Genomic DNA, 19494 nt, shown 5'->3' on the forward strand with positions numbered 1-19494 from the left:
CGTACGTCAGTCCTCCACCGTCAATATTTCGATCCGCAAGGCATCGGCCGCGCCCGCCGGCTCGACCGCGATATCGGCGACGATATGCCCGGCGAGTGCCCATTCGATCGCCGACAGTCGCTGGCGCAGGGCCCGGCAAAGCAGCGGAATGTCGCCCACCGCGGCGACGCACGGAAACAGGTGCCGCGCCCCGACGAAGTTGGCGCTTGCCCATGGCCGCAGCGTCGAAGCGCCGAGCGTCAGGCCGTGCGGCAGTTCGCGCGCCAGCAGGCGGGACAGCCGGCGGTGCGGGCAGCCGGGGCGGGCGGGTGCGGCAGGCGACCAGCGGATCATGCCTGCGCTCCTGGATTGAGGGCGCGTGCGGCGCGGGTGCGGCGGTCCCCTTGCGGCCGGACTCGGCCCGCGCGGCGCTCGGCGCGCCATTTGTTCATGAAATGTTCCACACGGCACCGGATATCGAGCCCGGCTTCGCGTCCGCCGCGCAGGTCGCTGACCAACCGAGGATCATGCACTGCCGCACGTCCGAAGACGCTCGGCGGCATCGCCGATTCGTGCAGGAAAGCCTCGATCCGTTGCAGCAGGCTGCGCTCCATAATTTCCTCCCTGTTCCGCCCGTCCAAAGGGCGACTCGTCAAATAGGATATTTCCTATCTGAGCAGATTTTTCCTACTTGTCTAGGAAAAATCCTATTGCTAAAGACGAAATAGGAAGGACCAACCAGTGGCCGATTTATCCGACGATCCACGCATGGCACTCGACCGGCTCTTGCAGGAAAAGGGCGTCGATTATGCCCAGCTTTCGGCGCGCATCGGGCGCAACCCCGCCTATATCCAGCAATTCATCAAACGCGGGTCGCCGCGGCGGCTGGCCGAACAGGACCGCGCGCGCATTGCCGCCTATCTGGGGGTTTCGGAAGCGTTGCTCGGCGGCGCGGTGCAGCGTGTCGCGGCGCCGTCGCGGGCGCGGGGCGCCGATATGGTGCTGGTGCCGAAGCTTGCGATCGGTGCCTCGGCGGGCGCCGGGGCCAGCGTCGACGGCGAGCCGGTCGAGGGCGAGGTGGCGTTCGACCCCAAATGGCTGCGCGGGCTCGGCGCCGATCCGCGTGCGCTCAGCATCATCCGCGTCGAAGGCGATTCGATGGCGCCGACGCTGAACGACGGCGACGACATATTGGTCGACGGCGGCGATGCGGCGGGACGGCTGCGCGACGGCATCTATGTGCTGCGCATGGACGATGTGCTGATGGTGAAGCGCGTGTCACGCGCGCCGGGGCAGGGGCGGATTTCGGTGATCAGCGATAATCCGCATTATCGCAGCTGGGACGACCTGCCGATGGCGGCGGTGCAACTGGTCGGGCGCGTCGTATGGACAGGGCGGCGGGTGCGCTGAGTGTTAGCCGAGACAGACTTGGCTTCATCGTCACCCCGGACTTGATCCGGGGTCCATGGCCCCGATGCCGCAGTGGATCCCGGATCAAGTCCGGGATGACGAAAATGGGTGGCGCAACGTCCACTCGCCGTTCCCAAAGCCATTTCGCAACAAGGAGGATTTAATACGGCGCTGCCATCTCCGCTTCGATCTCGTGATCGAGCACTTCGGCGCGCTGGCATTGCGCCTGATCGCCGTTCCGGCATTTCCGGGTCGCCTTGTCGCGTTCGCGTGACAGCTTGCCGACGCGCTCCTCGCGCTTGCGCAGCTCGCGGCCGCGGTTGCGGTCGGATTCGTCCTGGCTGGTCGTCGACCAGTCGGCGACCTGGCCGACCGCCTTGACCGGTGCGGTGACGACCGATTTGACCGCCCCGACGCAGCCGCCGAGCAGCGGCGCCATCAGCACTGCGATAATCAGGGTGCGCATTTCGTCCTCCTCGGTGTCGGTCGGCCATCGCATAGCAGCGCCGATGTGAACAGGATATTGCGATGAGCGGTCCGTCGCGCCGGCATCTGTCATATCACTGAAACAATTGATTAAATTTCTGTTTACCAGCAGAGGCTAGGCGATGCGGCGAACCTGTTGCCGCAGACCGAAGAGATATGATGACCCGCGCGCTCCCCGACCTTGTTTCATTTCCCAGTCACAGGGCGGCGGTCGGCGTCGATGCGCATCTGTCCGAGGTCATCGACATTTTTCGCGGCAATTCGCAGCTCCGCATTCTGGCCGTGCTCGACAAGGCAGATCGGCCGGTCGGTATCGTTCGCGAGCAGCGGGTGCGCGAATTGCTGTTCTGTCCCTATTGGTTCTCGTTGATGCAGAATCCGACGATCGGCGGTTCGATTGCGACGATGATCGAGCCCTGTCTGACCGCGAGCGTCACCGAATCGACGGCCAGCCTGCTGCGTATTTCGTCGGCATCGCCCGGACATGAAGGGCTGGTGCTCGTCGACGACGGCCGTTTTGTCGAGACGCTCGACAGCGGCCAGATTGCCCGGCTGGCGATGCTCCGCGAAATCGAACTGGCGCAGGAACGCACCGCCCGCGCGGGCCGGGTCGGCGATGCCGGACGGCAATTCCAGCAGGAAATCGCGACGCTCACCGATGCGCTTTCCGATATGGCGCGCGAGGCCGAGACGGTGGCGCTGCACCTGTCCGAGCGCGCGCAGCGGACCGGCCGCGATGCGGTTTCGGTCGCGGGCGCCACCGCGCAGACATTGGCGGGACTCAAATCGCTCGGCGAGCGCGGCCATGCGCTCGCGGCGGCGATGGCGCAGATCGTCGACGACGGCCGCCGCGCGCGGGGGGCGCGGCAAGAGGCGCGCGTTACCATCGCACAGGCCGGCGAGCGCGCAGCAGCGCTCAGAGCGGCGAGCCAATCGATCGAACAGATGCTGGCGCTGATCGTCGATATGGCGAGCCGAACCAACATGCTGGCGCTCAACGCCGGCATCGAGGCGGCAAGGGCGGGCGATGCGGGCCGGGGCTTTGCCGTGGTCGCGACCGAAGTGAAGACGCTGGCGCGCCAGACGCGGTCGGCGGCGGGCGACATAACCCGATATGTCGATCGCATCCGCGCCGTCATCGACGAGGTGAACGACGGTTTCGACGAGGTCGAAAGGGCGATCAGCGCCAACAACGGCTTTTCCGACGCGATCGATCGCGCCGTCGACGGCCAGAGCGCGACGACGCTGACGATCGCAAGCTATGTCGAGCAAGCGCTGTCGGCTGGCCGCGAAATCGACGTCCGGGCGCTCGATATCAGCCGCGGTGCACTCGCCGTGGAAGGCGGCGCCGAAACGCTCGGGCAACTCTCCTCGCGTCTGACGCATGCGGTGCAGTCGCTGCACCAGCGCACGCACCGCTTCATCGACACGGTGGCCGCGGCGTGATCGCTGCGCCCGGCCGCGGCCGGGCCCGAAGGCCTGTCGTTACAAAGGCTTGCCGCCCCGTTTCCTGCTGCTAGACTGCCCCGCGCGCCGGGGGCGCTCATGGCCGCCGGCGGGGAGGAGGGTCATATGACGAATATGCAAAAAGGGCTCGCCGAGTTCATCGGCACCTTCTGGCTTGTCTTCGGTGGCTGCGGCAGCGCGGTGCTGGCGGCGGGGGTGCCCGACGTCGGCATCGGATATCTCGGTGTCTCGCTGGCTTTCGGTTTGACAGTGGTGACGATGGCATATGCGATCGGCCATATTTCGGGCTGCCATCTCAACCCCGCGGTGACCGTGGGCTTATGGGCCGGCGGGCGTTTCGACGCGCGCGACATCCCGCTTTATGTGGTCGCACAGGTGCTCGGCGCGATCGTCGCGGCCTTCCTGCTCTTCTATATCGCCAGCGGTACGCCGGGCTATGATCTCGCGACCAATGGCCTTGCCGCCAACGGGTTCGGCGAAGGGTCGCCCGGCGGTTATGACCTCTGGTCCGGTCTGCTCATCGAGATTTTGCTCACCGCCTTCTTCCTGTGGATCATCATGGGGTCGACCGACGGCCGCGCGCCGGCGGGCTTTGCCCCGATTGCGATCGGGCTTGCGCTGACGCTGATCCACCTGATTTCGATCCCGGTGACCAACACCTCGGTCAACCCGGCGCGCAGCACGGGGCCGGCGCTGGTCGTCGGCGGTCTGGCGCTGCACCAGCTCTGGCTGTTCTGGGTCGCACCGGCGATCGGCGGTCTCGCCGGGGGCTGGCTGTATCGCACCGTCGGGGCGGATCGTTTCCCCAAGCCGAATATCGAAGGCGAGTAAAAGGCGGAGCGCCGGCCGGGCCGTTTCCGGCCGGCGCCGCTTATTTGAGCAGGTCGATGGCGAAGGCGCGAACGTCGGCCGCCATGTCGGGCCGCGCGAGGGCGACGGCCAGATTGGCCTGAATATAGCCCGCCTTCGACCCGCAGTCATAGCGCGTGCCGTCGAAGGTCACGGCGTGGAAAGGCTGTTTGCCGATCATCGTCGCCATCGCGTCGGTGAGCTGGATTTCGCCGCCGGCGCCCTTTTCCTGCCGTTCGAGTACGCGCATCACTTCGGGCTGGAGGATGTAGCGGCCCGAGATGATGAGATTCGACGGTGCGTCGGCGACCGCGGGCTTTTCGACGAGCCCGGTGACTTCGGTCAGCGCGCCGTCGGCCTTGCCGGGAGCAATGACACCGTAGCTGGAGACCTGCGCGCGCGGAACTTCGAGCACCGAGATCAGGTTGCCGCCGACGCGATGGTATGCGTCGACCATCTGTTTCATGCAGCCGGGCGAGCCGTGCATGAATTCGTCGGGCAGGAAGATCGCAAAGGGTTCGTCGCCGACGATGTCGCGCGCGCACCAGATGGCATGGCCAAGCCCCATCGGCTCCTGCTGCCGGACATAGGCGCAATTGCCGGGGCCGAGCCGCGTCGGTTCGAGCACCGACAGATCCTTGCCGCGTTCGGACATCGTCTTTTCGAGTTCGAAGGCGATATCGAAATGATCCTCGATCGCGCTCTTGCCGCGTCCGGTGACGAAGATCATCTGCTCGATCCCCGCCTCGCGCGCTTCGTCGACCGCATATTGGATCAGCGGCCGGTCGACGACGGGCAGCATTTCCTTCGGGATCGCCTTGGTCGCGGGCAGGAATCGCGTGCCGAGACCGGCGACGGGAAAGACGGCTTTGCGGATCGGCTTCAGCATCGACAGCGGCTTAGCCGCGATCGCCGGGCAAGAAAAGGCCGGTGCCGAAACGCCGTTAGGGCGTGACGATCACGACGACGCGCCGATTGTCCTGGCGTCCCTCGGCGGTGGCGTTGCTCGACAACGGCAGCGTTTCGCCGCGGCCGACGATCTGGTCGGCGGTCAACTGCATGCCGTTGGCCTGCATCGGTGCCGCCACTGCCTGTGCCCGCGCCTGCGACAGCGTCAGATTATAGGAAGCGGTGCCGGTCGAATCGGTGTGGCCTTCGACCCGCGCGGTGGTGATGCCGACCGAAACGAGCCGCGCCGCCATCTCGCCGATCCGCCGTTGCTGGTCGTCAGAAATGCCGCTTTCGTTCGTCGCGAAAAGCAGGCGTTCGGGCATGTTCAACTGCCAGTCGAGGCCGGTTTCGACGAAGCCCTCGGACTGGAGTACGGCAATCTGGGCCGGGCTGAAGCCGGTCTGTGGCGGCGTGCTTTGGCAGGCCGCCAGCAGCAACGCGAAACAAGCAATGAAGAAGAGGCGGACGTTGTACGCAAAGGGGTAAGTCACGATTATACTCCGTTTGGTCGCTGTCATCGGATCGAACGATTGGTCAGCTTGTCGGCATACATGGCGGCGTCGGCGGCGGTGAGCAGGGCAGTCGCATCGGCTCCGTTGTCGGGATAGACGGCGACGCCGACGCTGACCGAGGCGCGATACTTTTCGCCGCCCGGCAGTTCGACGGGTTGGGCGACGCAGGCGCGGATACGCATCGCGAGGTCGCCTGGAACGGTTTCGCTGTCGAGCGGGTCGATGATGACGACGAACTCGTCGCCACCGATGCGGGCCGCGAAATCGCCCTTGCGCAGCGTGTCCTTGATGCAGGCCGACAGTGCGACGAGCACGGCGTCGCCCGCGGCATGGCCGAAATTGTCGTTCGCGGCCTTGAAATTGTCGGCGTCGATGAAGAGCAGCGCGAAACGGCCGCCGCGGCGTTCGGCGGCTTCGATCCGCCGCGCGAGCTGTTCGTCGAAGGCCGCGCGGTTGGGCATTTCGGTCAGCGGATCGTGCGAGGCACGGTGCGCGAGAATCGCATGCTCGCTTTCCATATGACCCTGCCACCCCTGTAATTCGTCGAGCAGCGCATTGATGTCGCCGCCGAGCCGGTCGAGTTCGGCGATGCCGAGCGGCTGGACGCGCTTGTCGAACCGGCGATGGAGGCGGACGTCGTGCGCGACGGTGGCGATTTCGTTGAGCGGCTTCACCAGCTCATATTCGAACCGGCGGGCCAGCGCGATCGTCCCGAAGGCGGTGATGAGCAGGCAGATCAGCCCGGCGAGCAGCCCGATCCGGACATAATCGGTGAGCGTCGAACTGTCGCCCCAGACCTCGACCTTGCCGACCGCCGAACCATTGCGCCGGACCGCGACGGCATAGGGTTCGGGGAAGAAGATGCGCGTCAGCAGCGGCGCCGGATCGTCGGCGGGCGAGGTCCATTCGATCAGCGGCTTGCCGCGATCGTCGAGCACGCGCAGCCGGGCGATGCCGGGAATTTGCGTCAGCGGCTCGATCCCTTCGCGCGCGGCTTGCGGATCGTTGAAGATCAGCGCCGGCTCGACGCCATAGGCGCCGAGTTGTGCGGCCAGTTCGATATTGCGGTCGGCATAACCGCGCAGCGCCGTGACCCCGGCGAGCAAGATGGTGAGCCCCGACAGCGCGACGGCGAACAGCGTGATGCCGAAGTGGAAGCGCGACAGCAATTTCTGCAGCGTCGTGCGCGCGCCGATGCGTTCGCCGGTTCGCCCGGGCGTGCGGCCGGTCATGGCGCGCCCTCCCCGTCGCGGCCGATCTTGAGCACGCGTGGATCGATGCGCAGCGGCCCGCGGCCGATCGCGTCGAGGTTGACCGAAAAGCTGAGCCCTGCCTGCCGGTTGGCGAGGCAGAACATGGCGCCATAAACACAGGCGGCGTCGTCGTCGGTGATCGTCAGCGCGGGGCGGCCGCGCACCCAGCCGATCAGCCGCTGGCGATCGGCGACCGGCATGCGCCCCAGGAAGACGATGTCGCAGTCGGCGCCGCTCGTCACGCTATCGACCGTCATCCGGCGGACGGTCACGGCGGGGCCGCCCGGCACGACCGGCGCCATGCGGTCGGTCAGGCGCGGCGTTCCGACAAGGCACATTGTCCTGACCGCGCCGCGCTGGCCGTCGGGCCAGCGGGCATAGCCGATGATGCCGCCGAGCATGCGATTGGCCGCGCGCGCCGTCCCCCCGGCGCTGTCCTCGACAATCGTCTGGCTGGCGGCCTGGACCGACATCTGCGGCGTCGTGAACAACGAGCCGATCAGAAACAGCGATGCCAGCACCTTGCAGTGACCCCCAACTGCGTGTTCGGGGCCATCCTGCCCCAGCGAGGGGGCGTCCGCTAGTTAAAAGAGTATGAAAGTCAAGGAAAAGTAGCGGCATGCAACCTTATTGCAACACCTGCGGCGAGGCGTCAGCCGGTGCGCAGACGGTCGCCGAAGCCCTTGCGGAGCTTGGCGAGCTTCGGCGGAATGACGGCCATGCAATAGGGATTGCGCTGCCCTTCGCCGTCCCAATAGGACTGGTGGTAGTCCTCGGCCGGATACCAGTCGCTGGCCGCCTCGATCGTCGTGACGATCGGCGCCGGCCAGTCGGCCTGCGCCCGTTCTATGCCGGCGCGTGCGGCGTCGCCCTGTGCGGCGTCGAGCGGGAAGAGCGCGCTGCGATACTGGGTGCCGATGTCGTTGCCCTGACGGTTGAGCGTCGTCGGATCGTGCGTGGCGAAATGGACGTCGAGCAGGTCGTCATAGGAAATGAACGAAGGGTCGAAGACGATACGGATCGCCTCGGCGTGCCCGGTGTCGCCGCCGCATACCTGCTTGTAGGTCGGGTTGGGGACCGAACCGCCGATATAGCCGCTCTCGACGCTCTCGACGCCGGAAAGCGACTGGAACACGGCCTCGGTGCACCAGAAGCAGCCTCCGGCGAAAATGGCGGTCTCACGGGTCATGGTGTCGATCCCTTTCGGAAGGAGGAAGATGCCTCCAAAATAGGATGGCGCCGCCCTATTCCAAGGGTGGCGGCGCGGTGATCAACGGCGGATCGAGCGGTTTGCCCGATGCCTCGGCGGTGTGGATCGCCGCGATCTCGGTTTCGAGTGCGCGGACGCGGTCCTGCCAGCGCGGGTGGGTGCCCGCCTGGAACAGCACCGGTCCGTTGCGCTTGCCGAAGCGCTGCCAGAAGCGCACCGCGGCATCGGGGTCATAGCCAGAGGCGCGCATCAGCCATACCGACAGCCGGTCGGCTTCGACCTCGGTCTGGCGGAACAGGCCGGCGCTGCGCCCGAATTGCTTGCCAAGGCCGCGATCGACCCCGGCGGCGTCGAGCCGGGCGCGGTGGCGGAGGATGTTGTGCGCCAATTCGTGGGCGACCGCTGCCGCAAGTTCGTCGTCGTCGCTGGCGAAGCGCGCGAGCCCGGCGCTGATCAGCACCAGCCGTCCGTCGGCCTGTCCTGCTGCCCGGTCGCGGGCCTCGACGCGAAAGTCGCTGGCGCAGCCGGGGACGGGGCGCACTGCGATGGAGCGACCATCGCCCGGGTCCACCTCGATGGTCCTGGCTGTATCCTGCGCCCCGAGCCGTGTTTCGAGCGCCGCGATTCGGGCAAAGGCATCGCTGCCTGCGGCGGCCGGGACAAAGCCGTCGATTGCATGGACCGCCATGCCGACGTGCACCCCCGCGATGGCTGCAGGCGAGCCGGGCGCGATCGCGGCGATATAGGGTACATCGCTATCGCTCGCGCTATAGGCGGCGCGGGCTTCGGTGCGGTTCGATGCGTCATAGAGGCGGGGGTCGCCCCAGATCCACCCGAACTGCGGTTGCAGCTTGTCGCAATGGCTCGCATTGGCGGTGGTCAGCCGAAAGCCGACCGCGGCGACGCGTGCTTCGAGCGCCGCCAGCACGGCGTAAGGCGATGCGTCGGCCGGGGCCGCCGCGGTTGCCGGTGCCGCGAGCAGCGCCGCCATGGCGGCGAGGAACGATCGTGCGAAACGGGGCATTGCGGCGCCCTTATCAAGGCGGACCTGTCGCGGCCATGAATTTTCGGGCTCTTGCCTATCACCGGGCAAGCGCCGATAGGGCGGGGCGATGACCGACGCCTCGACTCTCTCGCCCTCCGTTCATCCTTCCGTGCCGCGCCCCGCCGCCCTTGCGCGCTGGCTCTGGGCGGTTGCGCTGCTGGTGATCGCGGTCGTTGCGGTCGGCGGCATCACGCGCCTCACCGAGTCAGGACTGTCGATCACTGAATGGAAACCCGTGTCGGGTGTGCTGCCGCCGCTGACCGAGGCGGGCTGGATCGCCGAGTTCGAGAAATATAAGCAGATCCCCGAATATAAGGAGATCAATGCCGGAATGTCGCTCGCGGCGTTCAAGGGCATTTTTTTCTGGGAGTGGCTGCACCGCATCCTCGGCCGGCTCGTCGGCATGGCGCTGCTTGTCCCGCTGGCGTTCTTCGCCTGGCGCCGCGCGATCCCTGCCGGATATGGCTGGCGACTGTTCGGCCTCGCTGCGCTGGTGGGGCTGCAGGGCGCGATCGGCTGGTGGATGGTCGCCTCCGGCCTCGTCGACCGGACCGATGTCAGCCACTTCCGGCTGGCGCTCCATTTGCTGACGGCGCTGTTCCTGCTGGCGGCGCTCGTCTGGACCGCGCGCGATTTCGCGCTGATGGCGCATGATCGCGCCGCGACCAGGCCGCCGCTGACCCGGATGGCGGGGGTGGTGATCGCGGTCCTTTTCTTCCAGCTCTTGCTCGGCGCATGGGTCGCGGGGCTCAACGCGGGCTATGTCGCGAGCAGCTGGCCGTCGATGAACGGGCATTTCGTTCCCGAGGGGATTGACTGGTCGCATGGTGCGTGGTTCGCCTTCACCAACGATCCGTTCCTGATCCACTTCATCCACCGCTGGTGGTCGTGGGTCGCGGCGCTCGCCCTGCTGCTGCTCGCGCGCAGCCTGTCGCGGCGCGGCGCGCGGACCGAGCCGACGCTGCTCGTCGCCGTCGTCGCGGCGCAGATGACGCTCGGAATCCTGACCGTCGTCACCGGTATGTCGATGTGGATCGCGGTGCTGCATCAGGTGACCGGCGCGGTGCTGGTCGCGGTCACGGCGGCTTCGCTCCACCGGCTGGGCCGCTCGGGCGCATGATCGCGGCGGCGGGGCTCGGCGGCGCGCTGTTGCTGCTGGCAGTGCAGCCTGCCGTTGCGCCTTCGCCTGTCCCGCCGTCCGCTGCTGCGCCAGCCTCGCAATTCGCGCCGCCGCTGGGTCAGCCGATGACCTATCGGGTCACGACGCGGCGGCTGGGCCGCGACGGCACGCTGATCAGCTTTTCGCTGACCTATGCGTTGCAATGGCAGCGCGCGGGGCGGGGCTATCAGCTCGTCGCGACGCTGCAGCGGATCGATTCCGACGCGCGGCCCGAAGTGGCACGCGCGCTGACCTCGGTCCTCCAGCCGCTCGTCGGCGAGCCGATGACCTATCTGGTCGCGCCTGACGGCAGCCGGGTCGAACTGATCGACGCCGACGCGCTGTGGGAACGCGCGATGGCGCGGACACAGGCGCTCGGGGCGGCGGCGGGGCAAGCCGAAGCACGGTACATGGCGGAGCTGATCGCCGCGCTGCCCGCCGAACAGCGCAGCGAGATGGCGAGCGCCGATATCCGCGCGCTGGTCGCGCCGGCGAATGCCGCGATCCCGGCGTCGGGTGGGGCGAGCGTTTCGATCCGGCACGACGGCGCGATGCAGATGGTGGCGCAGGTCGAGCGCGACTCGCTTGCCGCGAGCGGTGCGGAGCAACCGCTCGAAACCGACAATCTGTGGACGATCGATACCGCGACCGGCCTTGTCGTTCGCGACCAAAGGCAGAGCTGGATCGTCGAGCCCGGCAGCGCTGCGCGGACGCTCGTCGAGGAGCGGGTTCGCGCGCTGGAGCCCGCGGCAAAAGAATGAAGGTATCATAATACCCGTCAGCAAAGCCGCGATATGCTTGACTTTGCGCCCCGGAAAGGTCATTGGCCCGCTCCGAAGCGCCGCTGAGTCCCTTCCCGGATCAGGCGGCGCGGTTTGTTTCGGGCGGCGGCATCGCCGTTCGTCCTAGTCCATCTCTGTCAAGGAGCGTGCCATGAAGGCGCTGACCAAGACGACTGTTTCGGCAAACGCTGCCACGGTCGAAAAGAAATGGGTGCTGATCGACGCCGAAGGTCTTGTTGTGGGCCGCGTTGCTTCGATCATCGCCAACATCCTGCGCGGCAAGCACAAGCCGTCGTTCACCCCGCACGTCGATTGCGGTGACAATGTCATCGTCATCAACGCGGAGAAGGTGGCGTTCACCGGCAACAAGCTGCAGGACAAGCGTTACTACAAGCACACCGGCTATGCCGGCGGCATCAAGGAAACCAGCCCGGCGAAGATCCTCGAAGGGCGTTTCCCCGAGCGCGTGCTCGAAAAGGCCGTCGAACGCATGATCCCGCGCGGTCCGCTCGGTCGCCAGCAGATGCGCAACCTGCGCATCTTCGCCGGCACCGAACATCCGCATGAAGGGCAGAACCCCGAAGTGATCGACGTCGCGTCGATGAACCGCAAGAACAAGGTGGGTGCATAATGGCTGACGAGCAGACCATGACCGATCTCAAGGACCTCGCCGGCGCCGTCGAAGGCACTGTTGCGGCTCCCGTTTCGAACGCGCCGCTGCGCGAAAAGATCGTCGACAAGCAGGGCCGCGCCTATGCGACCGGCCGCCGCAAGGACGCCGTTGCCCGCGTGTGGGTCAAGCCCGGCACGGGGAAGATCACCGTCAACGGCCGCGATCAGGAAGTCTATTTCGCACGTCCGACGCTGCGCCTCGTCATCAACCAGCCGTTCGGTCTGACCGAGCGCGTCGGCCAGTATGACGTCGTCGCGACCGTCAAGGGCGGCGGCCTGTCGGGCCAGGCGGGCGCCGTGCTGCACGGCATCGCGCAGGCGCTGACCCGCTTCGAACCGGCGTTGCGCAGCCCGGTCAAGGCGGCCGGCTTCCTGACCCGCGACAGCCGCGCCGTCGAGCGTAAGAAGTACGGCAAGGCGAAGGCCCGCCGCAGCTTCCAGTTCTCGAAGCGCTAACAGCTTTTTCCGCCGACGGGTGGAAAAGAGAAGGGCGGTCCGGCAACGGGCCGCCCTTTTTCGTTGGCCATCCAACGATCGCCTATCAAGGGAGAGATGGCGGTTTTGGGGTGGGGAACTGCCATTTCCTACTTTTGTCATCCCCGCGAAAGCGGGGACCCAGAGTAGCGTAAACCCGCCCTAGGTTCCCGCTTTCGCGGGAATGACACAGTGAGGAATTCCAAACGACTTACGTCCGCTCCCGGCCGATTCCGGACGCTCTGTCACGAGGCCAGCAGGTCAGATAAACGGGTCGTAGGCCCATTGCAGCAGCGCCTGCCGCTGGCGCGGACGGCAAAAGATGTTGCCGGGTTCGCAATTGGCGCGAATTTGCCCGGCATGGCGGGCAAAGCCGCGCCAGCGCTTGATCTGGATTGCGTCGATGTCGGGCAGGCGGCGGCCCATATAATAGCGGCAATACCATTGGAACCAGCCGCGCGGGTCGGGACCGTAAATCCACCCCTTGTCGCGCCAGACCGACAGCGGTTGCCGGCTTTTGACCCCGAAATAATTGAGGCTTTCGTCGGCGACGTCGGCCGTCTTTGCCTTGCCGAACCACGATTTCGGAAATTCCGCGGTGCAGTCGTTGCAATATTTGCCTTCGAAAACGCCCATCTCCAGCATTTCCTGCGGGGTGAGATGCGGCGTGAAATCGGGATCGAAATCCTGCCCGGGGCGGGCGGTCAGGCGATAGCTGTAATCCGACTGCATCTTGTCATGCACATGGACCAGCCGGCCCTTCTTCTCGCTCACAGCAACTCCAGACTTCCGAGGGCCAAAGCCTGCCGCGCCGGGCGCTCGGCCATGACCGCAAACATTTCATCGCCGCGCGACGTGCGCTCGACGCTCATCGATGCGAACACCGCCATGAAATAGCCGCTGAGCGCACCGACGCGATAGTCGGTCCATAACGCTTCGCCATCGGTTTCGATGCCCCGCGCGTCCAGCGCAGCGATCCAGTGATCGAAGGCCGGGCGATCGGCCGCCGCGCGTTCGGCCGGATCGGCGATGCTGGTGCCGACCAGATAGGCGAGGTCGCTGGCGCCGCTGCCGCGCCCGAGCGTCTGCCAGTCGACCAGCCAGCAGCGCATCCCGTCGGGGGCGAAGAGGATATTGTCGATGCGAAGGTCGCCGTGGACGATCGTCCGCGCCGCCGGCGTCCGCGCGAGATAGGCGCCCAGCCGTTCGACGATCCCGGCGCCGAGGTCGAGCAACTCGGGGGCGAGCCGCGCGGCATAGCGCTCGCGAAAGCCGAGATAGAATTGCGGGAACAGGCTACGGATCAGGTCGCCATTGTCGCGGGAGAGCCAGGGCAAGGTTTCGAGCCGCGGGTCGTTCCAGAGCAGTGCGTGGAGCCCCGCCGCGGCGTCGATACAGGGCCGCAATCCCGCAAGACCGGTGCCGGCAAGCTGGTCGCCCTGCCGCGCCGGGGCAAGGTCGGCGAGGATCAGGATGAAGTCGACGTCGTCGTCGGCAATTTCGGCATGATAGCAATGCGGCGCCGCAACACCGCTCCCCTCGGCGAGTTCGCGGTACCAGCTCACTTCCTTGACATAGGTGCCGGTCAGCTTGGCGATGTTGCGGCTGGCCTCGTCATGGCTCGGGCATTTGGCGACGACGCTTGCGGGAGCATCGACGCCGTCCGCCCAATCGAGCGCCAGCCGGAAGCTGTCGCACATCTGGCCGGTGCCGACGGGGGTTGCCGTAAAGCCGCGCAGCGCGCCCGGTTCCTGCCCCAGCGTCACCGCGAGCCACGCCGGGCTCATGGCGCTTGGCTCGGTCGGAAAGCTCAAGGCGCCGGGTCCATCAGGCCGACGAGGCCGGTGGACGCGTGCGGGCCGACGAACAATTGTTCGAGCACGCCGACGCCGGTGTCGCTGCGGTCGCCGTCGGTCAATTCGGCACGCACCAGCGCCTGGACATGCATCGCGAGCGGATTACCCCAGGTGCGGTCCGCTTCCGACAGGCTGTCGTGCCCGATCTCCAATTCGCCATGGTCGAAGCCATGGCCCCAGACGGGATGGGTGTAGCCGAGCCCGCTCATCGCAAACATCGGCCCGGTCGGCGTCAAGGTCAGCCGGGTCGAGGCGTCGAAATCGGCGGTCAATTTGCCGAGGCGGCGCGTCCCCGGCTGCCATTCGGCGGCGAAGCCGGGGTCGGCATAATGGCGTTCGCCGCCGTTCGCGCCGACGATCACCGCCCGGCGGTTCCATGGGCTGCCCGCGCCATCGTCGTTGCTGTGGAAGAAGAGCGAGCGATCGGCGAAATTGCACGGCGTCCACAGCCAGAAGAACTGGCTGAAATTGCCCTCGGGCGGCGGCTGCGGTTCGGCGGCGCCGACGGGGCGGATGCCCCAGCTCCGGTCGCGCGTTCCGGTCCAACCGGTATCGACCTCGACACGCGCGCCGTCGACCGAAAGCCAGCCCGACCAATGGCCGTTCTGCGTCATCCGCGTATAGTCCATGAACAATCGCGTCCCGTTGCGGCGCGTGAAGCGCGGCTCCTCGATCGGGAAATGGCGCGCGGTGAAATGAAGTTCGGCGGCGAGCGGGCCGTCGTTCGCCGCGATGCGCAAGGTCAGTCGTTCGAGCGGTGCGTCGATGGCGATTGCGATCGGGCCGACCGCCAGATCGAGCCGCTCGCCTGCCGAGCGGCGGCTGGCGCGGAGGTTATGCTGCACGCCGTCGACGATGACGCAGAAGGCGGCATCGACGATGCCGAGCTGCGGATAGAAACCCATCGCGGCGGCGAAGAAGACCGACCCGTCGGGCGAATAGCCGTTGAAGAAATAGCGATCGTAGAAATTGCGATCGGTGCCGGCGAAGGCAATCGGCTCCGCACTCTGGTGCAGCGGGTAATCGTCACCCTTGGTCAGCATCATTCCTCATCCCGTTTTTTGTTGCAACCTAACGGGAAGCGCGTCGGCGTCAATGCAGCTTCAATGTACGGGGGGATCGACCGGCGGTATCGCGCGCACCGGCGCGACGGGCTCGCCCGGTTCGCGGGGCGGCAGGGCGTCGGGCGGCACATCGGGAATCTGCATGTCGGGGGTGGCGATCTTTTCGACATTGCGGACGCGCACCGCAAGCATGCCGTCGGCGAGGCGCAGCTCGTTGAAGCTTGGCGGGGTCGAGCGGATGCGCTGCGACAGGGTGCCCGCGCCGATCATGCGAATCGGGCCGGCCGGGGTCTGCTGGACGAGGTCGAAGGCATCGTGGACATGCCCGGTGAGCACCGCCGCGACGCCGCGCGCGGCGAGCTCGCGCAGCGCGCGGGCGCCGCCACGGGTGAGCGCCCGGCCGCGCGTTCCGGCTTCGACGAGCGGATGATGCGCCGTGACCAGCGCACCAGTCCCGGCAGGGAGCGCATCGATTGCAGCGAGCGTCTTGGCGAGTGCTTTTTTCGTCACCCAGCCCTTCGACCAGTCGAGCCGCCATTGCGCGCGCGCCGTCGTCTTGAGCGGCACGATCGCGACGCCGGGCAGGTCGAGTTCGCGCTCGACGAGCCGCTCGATGCCGCGAATGCGCCGATAGGGATAAAAGAAGCGCGCGAACGGGTTGAAATAGGGTAGGTCATGGTTGCCGACCTCGACCGTCACTGGCACGTCGAGCGCGCCGATCCAGTCGCAGGCGGCGGCGAATTCGTGCGACCGCGCGCGCATCGTCAGGTCGCCGGTGATCAGGATCGCGTCGGGCCTATCGCGGCGCACGATATCTTCGAACCAGTCGAGCGCGGCACGGTCCTCCAGCCCGAAATGCAGGTCGCTGATATGGAAAAGCAGCGTCATTGGGTCGCGATGAAATCGACTTCGCTGGCGCCGATCGCGAAGCGCGCGGGAGAGGGAAGCTCGGCGAGTTCGCCATCATATTCGAGGCTGATCGGCCGCTCGCTTTCGAGGATGATCGTTTCGCCGACCGCGATTTCCTCGCTCGGCCCGTCGCGGAAATCCCCGCCGAGCCAGGCGAGACCGTGGCGCAGCACGTCGGCGGCACCCTCTGTCAATATGCCGTCGGCGCGGACGCCCCGCTCGGTCGGCGTTAGAATAATCGCTGGATACGCCTTCGCTTGTCCCGCGACGCGGACGCCCGGGGCGTTATTCATTTCGTCGAGTGCGTCGGGCGCGGCGCCAGCGGCTTCGATCAGGCCGTCCTGCCGCATCGTCTCGCGGACTTCGGCCCAGCGCGTCGCCGGCCCCGCGACGATGGTGATGAAGGCCGTGCCCGCCTCGCCGCGAACGATCGGTATCGCCTGCCGCCGACCCTGGCCGGCCAGCGCATCGGCGAGGATATCGGGCGCCGGCCGGTCGCCGTGCAGCGCCTTCGACAGCAGGTTGAGCGTCCCGCCCGGAAGGGGCAGAACCGCGCCGTTCCATCCGGCAGCCACGGTTGCGGCGGCGTTGATCGTTCCGTCGCCGGTCCAGACGAGCAGAAGGTCGATGCCCTGCTGCTTGAGTTCGGCCGCGTCGGGAATCGCTTCGTTGGGCAGGGCAAAGGTCGCGGCGAGCGGCGCGCCGGCGGCGCGGCAGCTTTCCACAATCTGTTCGAGCACGGCTTCGTCATGACTGCCGGACTGGCTGTTGCAGACGAGGGCGGGGCGGGCGAAAGGGCTGGTCATACCCCTTCCTACGCACGAGCACGCGAAAGGTCACCTCGTTCGGATACGGGTTCGGATCATGGCCCGCTTGTTCGCGGGCGCGCGGCACTGTAGGGCGCGGAACCTATGGCAAAGCGCGAAGCCAAAGGACGGCGGTTGATCAAAATCCTGATAGTCGTGGGACTGCTGATCCTGCTGTTCGGCGGCGGCGGGCGGATGATCCTTGCGGGCGGCGCCAAGTCGCTCAACCTCGGCGACCGGCTGCTCGGTGACGGCGACGGTGCCACCCTGCAGGTCGCGGGGCAGCCCTATGGGCCAGGGCCGCGCAACATGCTCAACATCTGGGTGCCGACGGGAACGCAAAAGACCGACCGGCTGCCGGTGATCGTCTGGCTGTATGGCGGCGGCTGGTACAGCGGCGCGCGCGACGATTATGGTTTTGCTGGGCGCGCCTTTGCCAAGCAGGGCTTCGTCGTCGTGATTCCCGATTACCGGATCGTGCCCGAGGGTCATTGGCCCGACTTTCTGCAGGACAGCGCGGCCGCGGTCGCATGGACCGAAAAGCATATCGCAGCCTATGGCGGCGACCCCGGCCGGATCGCGCTGGCGGGGCATTCGGCGGGCGCCTATAATGCGGTGATGCTGACGCTCGACCCGCAATGGATGGCGGGTGCGGGGAGCGATGCATCGGCGATCCGCGGCGTCGCGGCGCTGGCGGGCCCCTATGACTTCCTGCCGTTCGAAAAGGGCGGCCGCGCCGACGTTGCGATGGGCGATATCCGTCCGGCCGAGCGGACCCAGCCGATCCAGTTCGTTCGCGCCGATGCGCCGCCGCTCTGGCTTGGCCATGGCACCGCCGATACGGTGGTGCGGGTGCGCAACAGCCAGAATCTGGCGGCGGCGATGCACAAGGTCGGCGGGGCAGCGACGCTGCGCACATACGAGGGGCTCAGCCATAACGACCTTGTCATGGCGCTGACAGGACCGCTTGCGTACAAGGGGCCGATCCTTGCCGAGGCGACCGACTTCCTGCGCGGGGCGACCGCGCGCCGCTTGCCTCCTGCCTCATGATCGATCCGATCCCCGCCATCGTCATGGCCGGCAGCCGTCCCGGGCCCGACCCGCTGCTGACGGGCAGCGGCGCATCGACCAAGGCGCTGCTGACGGTTGCGGGGCAGCCGATGCTCGTCCATGTCGTGCGCGCGCTCCGCGCTTCGCCGTGCGTCGGGCCGATCACCGTGCTGGCACAGAACAGCGCCGAGCTTGCCGCCGAGCCGGGGCTGGCGGGGCTTGCCGACCTGCATTTCGCCGATTCGGGCGCCGGGATCAGCAGCTCGCTCGCCGCAGCGCTGCCGCCCGGCGACGATCCGGTGCTGGTGACGACCGCCGACAATGTGCTGCTCACCCCGGCGATGATCGCGGAGTTTGTGGCGGGAGCCGAGGGCAGCGACGTCGCGGTGGCGATGGTCGAAAAGGATGTGCTGTTGGCGCGCTATCCCGAATCGAAGCGCACTTGGCTGAAATTCCGCGGCGGCTGTTGGTCGGGCGCGAACATGTTCCGGCTGCGCGGGCGGCGCGTGCTGCCGTTGCTCGACTTCTGGGGGCGGATCGAGCGCGACCGCAAGAAGGGGCTGAAGATCATCGCCGCCTTCGGGCCGTGGCTGCTGATCGGAGCGTTGCTGCGGCTGTTCACAATCGAGCAGGGGATCGCCCGCGCCGGCCTGCGGTTCGGGCTGAAGGCGACGGTTGTGCCGATGTCCGAGGGCGAGGCATGCATCGACGCCGACAAACCGGTCGACATCGAACTGATCGAGAAGATCATGGCGAAGCGGAACGCCCCCTAGTTTCCGTTCGTGTCGAGCGAAGTCGAGACACCCCCCGACCTTATTCTTGGCGCGATGGGCATCTCGACTTCGCTCGATGCGAACGGGGATGAGAGGTCAGGTGTTTGCCAGCGCCCTATCGACCGCCGCAACCGCGATCGCCAGTTCTTCCTCATAAGGGATCGTCGCATTGATATCGACGATCGGCGCGCCATTGAAGGTCAGCAGCGGCACCGTTTCGACCTTGCGTGTGATCAGCGCACGATCATGGTCGGGTTTGCGCGCCATCACCGTATCGACGTCGACGTGGAGGCGGATCACCAGCGTCGGGATATAGGCCGCCATGTCGGCATAGAGCGCCCGCTCCTCGGCCTGCATCGCCGCCAGGCGCGCGTTCGTCGCACGGCCGGCAAGGATCGGGCCATCGTGGAGGCCGGGCACCTCGAGCTGCGGATAGCGGTCGGTGACGATCGTCACGCCGGCGCGGCGCCGGGCGAGCAGGCTTTCGAACTTGGCGCGGCGCTTTTTCGACTTGTTGAGCGCATAGCGCGCCGCGAGCAGCCCGGGGATCGGTTCGCCGGGTTCGCGGAGCCGGTCGGCGATGCCGTCGAGGAAGCGGTGCAGCGGCGGGCCGATGATCGGCCAGCGGCCGATGCGGCGTCCCTGCTCGCCCGAGCCGAGACCGAGATAGCCGCTCTCCGCCTTCCGCGTTTCTTGCACATGCGCGAGCAGATCCGCCGACAGGGTCGACTTGCCCGACCCGTCGCTGCCCACGACTGCAATCAGGGGAGCGAGATCGCTCCCCATT

24 protein-coding genes are annotated in these 19494 nt (G+C 66.9%); 9 read left to right on the plus strand and 15 right to left on the minus strand.

Annotated features, from left to right (window positions below; genetic code table 11):
- Nucleotides 1-6: 6 nt before the first annotated feature.
- Both AN936_RS01155 and AN936_RS01160 read right to left on the minus strand, forming a co-directional pair.
- Nucleotides 7-333 (minus strand): hypothetical protein, encoded by a 327-nt coding sequence (locus tag AN936_RS01155; RefSeq protein ID WP_054586542.1) that lies wholly within the window; start codon nt 331-333, stop codon nt 7-9.
- Complete coding sequence (locus tag AN936_RS01160) at nt 330-593, minus strand: hypothetical protein (protein ID WP_054586543.1); 264 nt, start codon at nt 591-593, stop codon at nt 330-332. Before AN936_RS01160 ends, AN936_RS01155 begins: the two co-directional genes overlap by 4 nt.
- A 154-nt stretch (nt 594-747) precedes the next feature.
- Between AN936_RS01160 and AN936_RS01165 the strand changes: the two genes are divergently transcribed.
- Complete coding sequence (locus AN936_RS01165) at nt 748-1389, plus strand: S24 family peptidase (protein ID WP_054586544.1); 642 nt, start codon at nt 748-750, stop codon at nt 1387-1389.
- 160 nt (nt 1390-1549) lie between these two features.
- Here AN936_RS01165 and AN936_RS01170 read toward each other — a convergent pair whose 3' ends face one another.
- A complete protein-coding gene (locus AN936_RS01170) occupies nt 1550-1855 on the minus strand; it encodes a hypothetical protein (RefSeq protein ID WP_084758604.1) in 306 nt (101 codons plus the stop codon).
- 179 nt (nt 1856-2034) lie between these two features.
- Between AN936_RS01170 and AN936_RS01175 the strand changes: the two genes are divergently transcribed.
- Both AN936_RS01175 and aqpZ read left to right on the plus strand, forming a co-directional pair.
- On the plus strand, nt 2035-3321 hold the full coding sequence (locus AN936_RS01175) for a methyl-accepting chemotaxis protein (RefSeq protein WP_234715703.1): 1287 nt from the start codon (nt 2035-2037) through the stop codon (nt 3319-3321).
- Nucleotides 3322-3447: 126 nt separating this feature from the next.
- On the plus strand, nt 3448-4173 hold the full coding sequence (gene aqpZ / locus AN936_RS01180) for an aquaporin Z (protein WP_054590020.1): 726 nt from the start codon (nt 3448-3450) through the stop codon (nt 4171-4173).
- 40 nt (nt 4174-4213) lie between these two features.
- On the opposite strand, the gene galU is transcribed toward aqpZ, so the two are convergent.
- The 6 genes from galU to AN936_RS01210 all read right to left on the minus strand — a co-directional run bounded on the left by galU (nt 4214) and on the right by AN936_RS01210 (nt 9141).
- Entirely contained in the window at nt 4214-5080 is an 867-nt protein-coding gene (gene galU, locus AN936_RS01185; protein WP_173585636.1) for a UTP--glucose-1-phosphate uridylyltransferase GalU, read from the minus strand.
- A 55-nt stretch (nt 5081-5135) separates the two neighbouring features.
- Complete coding sequence (locus tag AN936_RS01190; RefSeq protein ID WP_054590022.1) at nt 5136-5633, minus strand: OmpA family protein; 498 nt, start codon at nt 5631-5633, stop codon at nt 5136-5138.
- Between the two features lie 23 nt (nt 5634-5656).
- Entirely contained in the window at nt 5657-6886 is a 1230-nt protein-coding gene (locus AN936_RS01195; protein WP_054586545.1) for a diguanylate cyclase domain-containing protein, read from the minus strand.
- Nucleotides 6883-7428 carry a YfiR family protein gene (locus AN936_RS01200; RefSeq protein WP_054586546.1) on the minus strand — a complete coding sequence of 182 codons (546 nt, stop codon included), beginning with the start codon at nt 7426-7428 and terminating at the stop codon, nt 6883-6885. Before AN936_RS01200 ends, AN936_RS01195 begins: the two co-directional genes overlap by 4 nt.
- Before the next feature lie 131 nt (nt 7429-7559).
- A complete protein-coding gene (msrA, locus tag AN936_RS01205) occupies nt 7560-8096 on the minus strand; it encodes a peptide-methionine (S)-S-oxide reductase MsrA (protein WP_054586547.1) in 537 nt (178 codons plus the stop codon).
- A 55-nt stretch (nt 8097-8151) separates the two neighbouring features.
- Complete coding sequence (locus tag AN936_RS01210; RefSeq protein WP_054586548.1) at nt 8152-9141, minus strand: M48 family metallopeptidase; 990 nt, start codon at nt 9139-9141, stop codon at nt 8152-8154.
- 88 nt (nt 9142-9229) lie between these two features.
- Here AN936_RS01210 and AN936_RS01215 point away from each other — a divergent pair, with 88 nt between their 5' ends.
- The 4 genes from AN936_RS01215 (at nt 9230) to rpsI (ending at nt 12231) form a co-directional block, all read left to right on the plus strand.
- Nucleotides 9230-10282: a COX15/CtaA family protein gene (locus AN936_RS01215; protein ID WP_054586549.1), complete on the plus strand. Its 1053-nt coding sequence runs from the start codon at nt 9230-9232 to the stop codon at nt 10280-10282.
- Nucleotides 10279-11082 carry a hypothetical protein gene (locus AN936_RS01220; protein WP_054586550.1) on the plus strand — a complete coding sequence of 268 codons (804 nt, stop codon included), beginning with the start codon at nt 10279-10281 and terminating at the stop codon, nt 11080-11082. The genes AN936_RS01215 and AN936_RS01220 overlap by 4 nt, the downstream gene beginning before the upstream one ends.
- Before the next feature lie 172 nt (nt 11083-11254).
- Entirely contained in the window at nt 11255-11734 is a 480-nt protein-coding gene (gene rplM, locus AN936_RS01225; protein ID WP_054586551.1) for a 50S ribosomal protein L13, read from the plus strand.
- Nucleotides 11734-12231, plus strand: a complete 498-nt coding sequence (rpsI, locus tag AN936_RS01230; protein ID WP_054586552.1) for a 30S ribosomal protein S9 — start codon at nt 11734-11736, stop codon at nt 12229-12231. Before rplM ends, rpsI begins: the two co-directional genes overlap by 1 nt.
- Before the next feature lie 279 nt (nt 12232-12510).
- Here rpsI and AN936_RS01235 read toward each other — a convergent pair whose 3' ends face one another.
- The 5 genes from AN936_RS01235 to AN936_RS01255 are packed head-to-tail and all read right to left on the minus strand — an operon-like array spanning nt 12511 to nt 16884.
- Nucleotides 12511-13023: a hypothetical protein gene (locus tag AN936_RS01235; RefSeq protein WP_201782954.1), complete on the minus strand. Its 513-nt coding sequence runs from the start codon at nt 13021-13023 to the stop codon at nt 12511-12513.
- Nucleotides 13020-14063, minus strand: coding sequence for a phosphotransferase family protein (locus AN936_RS01240; RefSeq protein ID WP_054586553.1), 1044 nt, complete (start codon nt 14061-14063; stop codon nt 13020-13022). Before AN936_RS01240 ends, AN936_RS01235 begins: the two co-directional genes overlap by 4 nt.
- Entirely contained in the window at nt 14060-15148 is a 1089-nt protein-coding gene (locus AN936_RS01245) for a hypothetical protein (RefSeq protein ID WP_149037568.1), read from the minus strand. Before AN936_RS01245 ends, AN936_RS01240 begins: the two co-directional genes overlap by 4 nt.
- 60 nt (nt 15149-15208) lie before the next feature.
- The gene (locus AN936_RS01250; RefSeq protein WP_054586555.1) at nt 15209-16057 is read right to left on the minus strand and encodes a metallophosphoesterase family protein; all 849 of its coding nucleotides are present in this window, start codon (nt 16055-16057) and stop codon (nt 15209-15211) included.
- Nucleotides 16054-16884, minus strand: coding sequence for a diacylglycerol/lipid kinase family protein (locus AN936_RS01255; RefSeq protein WP_054586556.1), 831 nt, complete (start codon nt 16882-16884; stop codon nt 16054-16056). The genes AN936_RS01250 and AN936_RS01255 overlap by 4 nt, the downstream gene beginning before the upstream one ends.
- Nucleotides 16885-16989: 105 nt before the next feature.
- Between AN936_RS01255 and AN936_RS01260 the strand changes: the two genes are divergently transcribed.
- Nucleotides 16990-17934: an alpha/beta hydrolase gene (locus AN936_RS01260; protein WP_234715704.1), complete on the plus strand. Its 945-nt coding sequence runs from the start codon at nt 16990-16992 to the stop codon at nt 17932-17934.
- Nucleotides 17931-18707 (plus strand): nucleotidyltransferase family protein, encoded by a 777-nt coding sequence (locus AN936_RS01265; RefSeq protein WP_054586557.1) that lies wholly within the window; start codon nt 17931-17933, stop codon nt 18705-18707. Before AN936_RS01260 ends, AN936_RS01265 begins: the two co-directional genes overlap by 4 nt.
- A gap of 96 nt (nt 18708-18803) precedes the next feature.
- On the opposite strand, the gene AN936_RS01270 is transcribed toward AN936_RS01265, so the two are convergent.
- Nucleotides 18804-19493 (minus strand): hypothetical protein, encoded by a 690-nt coding sequence (locus tag AN936_RS01270; RefSeq protein WP_054586558.1) that lies wholly within the window; start codon nt 19491-19493, stop codon nt 18804-18806.
- Nucleotide 19494: the final 1 nt, after the last annotated feature.

The sequence above is a fragment of the Sphingopyxis macrogoltabida genome (assembly GCF_001307295.1).
In the GTDB taxonomy this organism is placed as follows: Bacteria; Pseudomonadota; Alphaproteobacteria; order Sphingomonadales; family Sphingomonadaceae; genus Sphingopyxis; species Sphingopyxis macrogoltabida_B.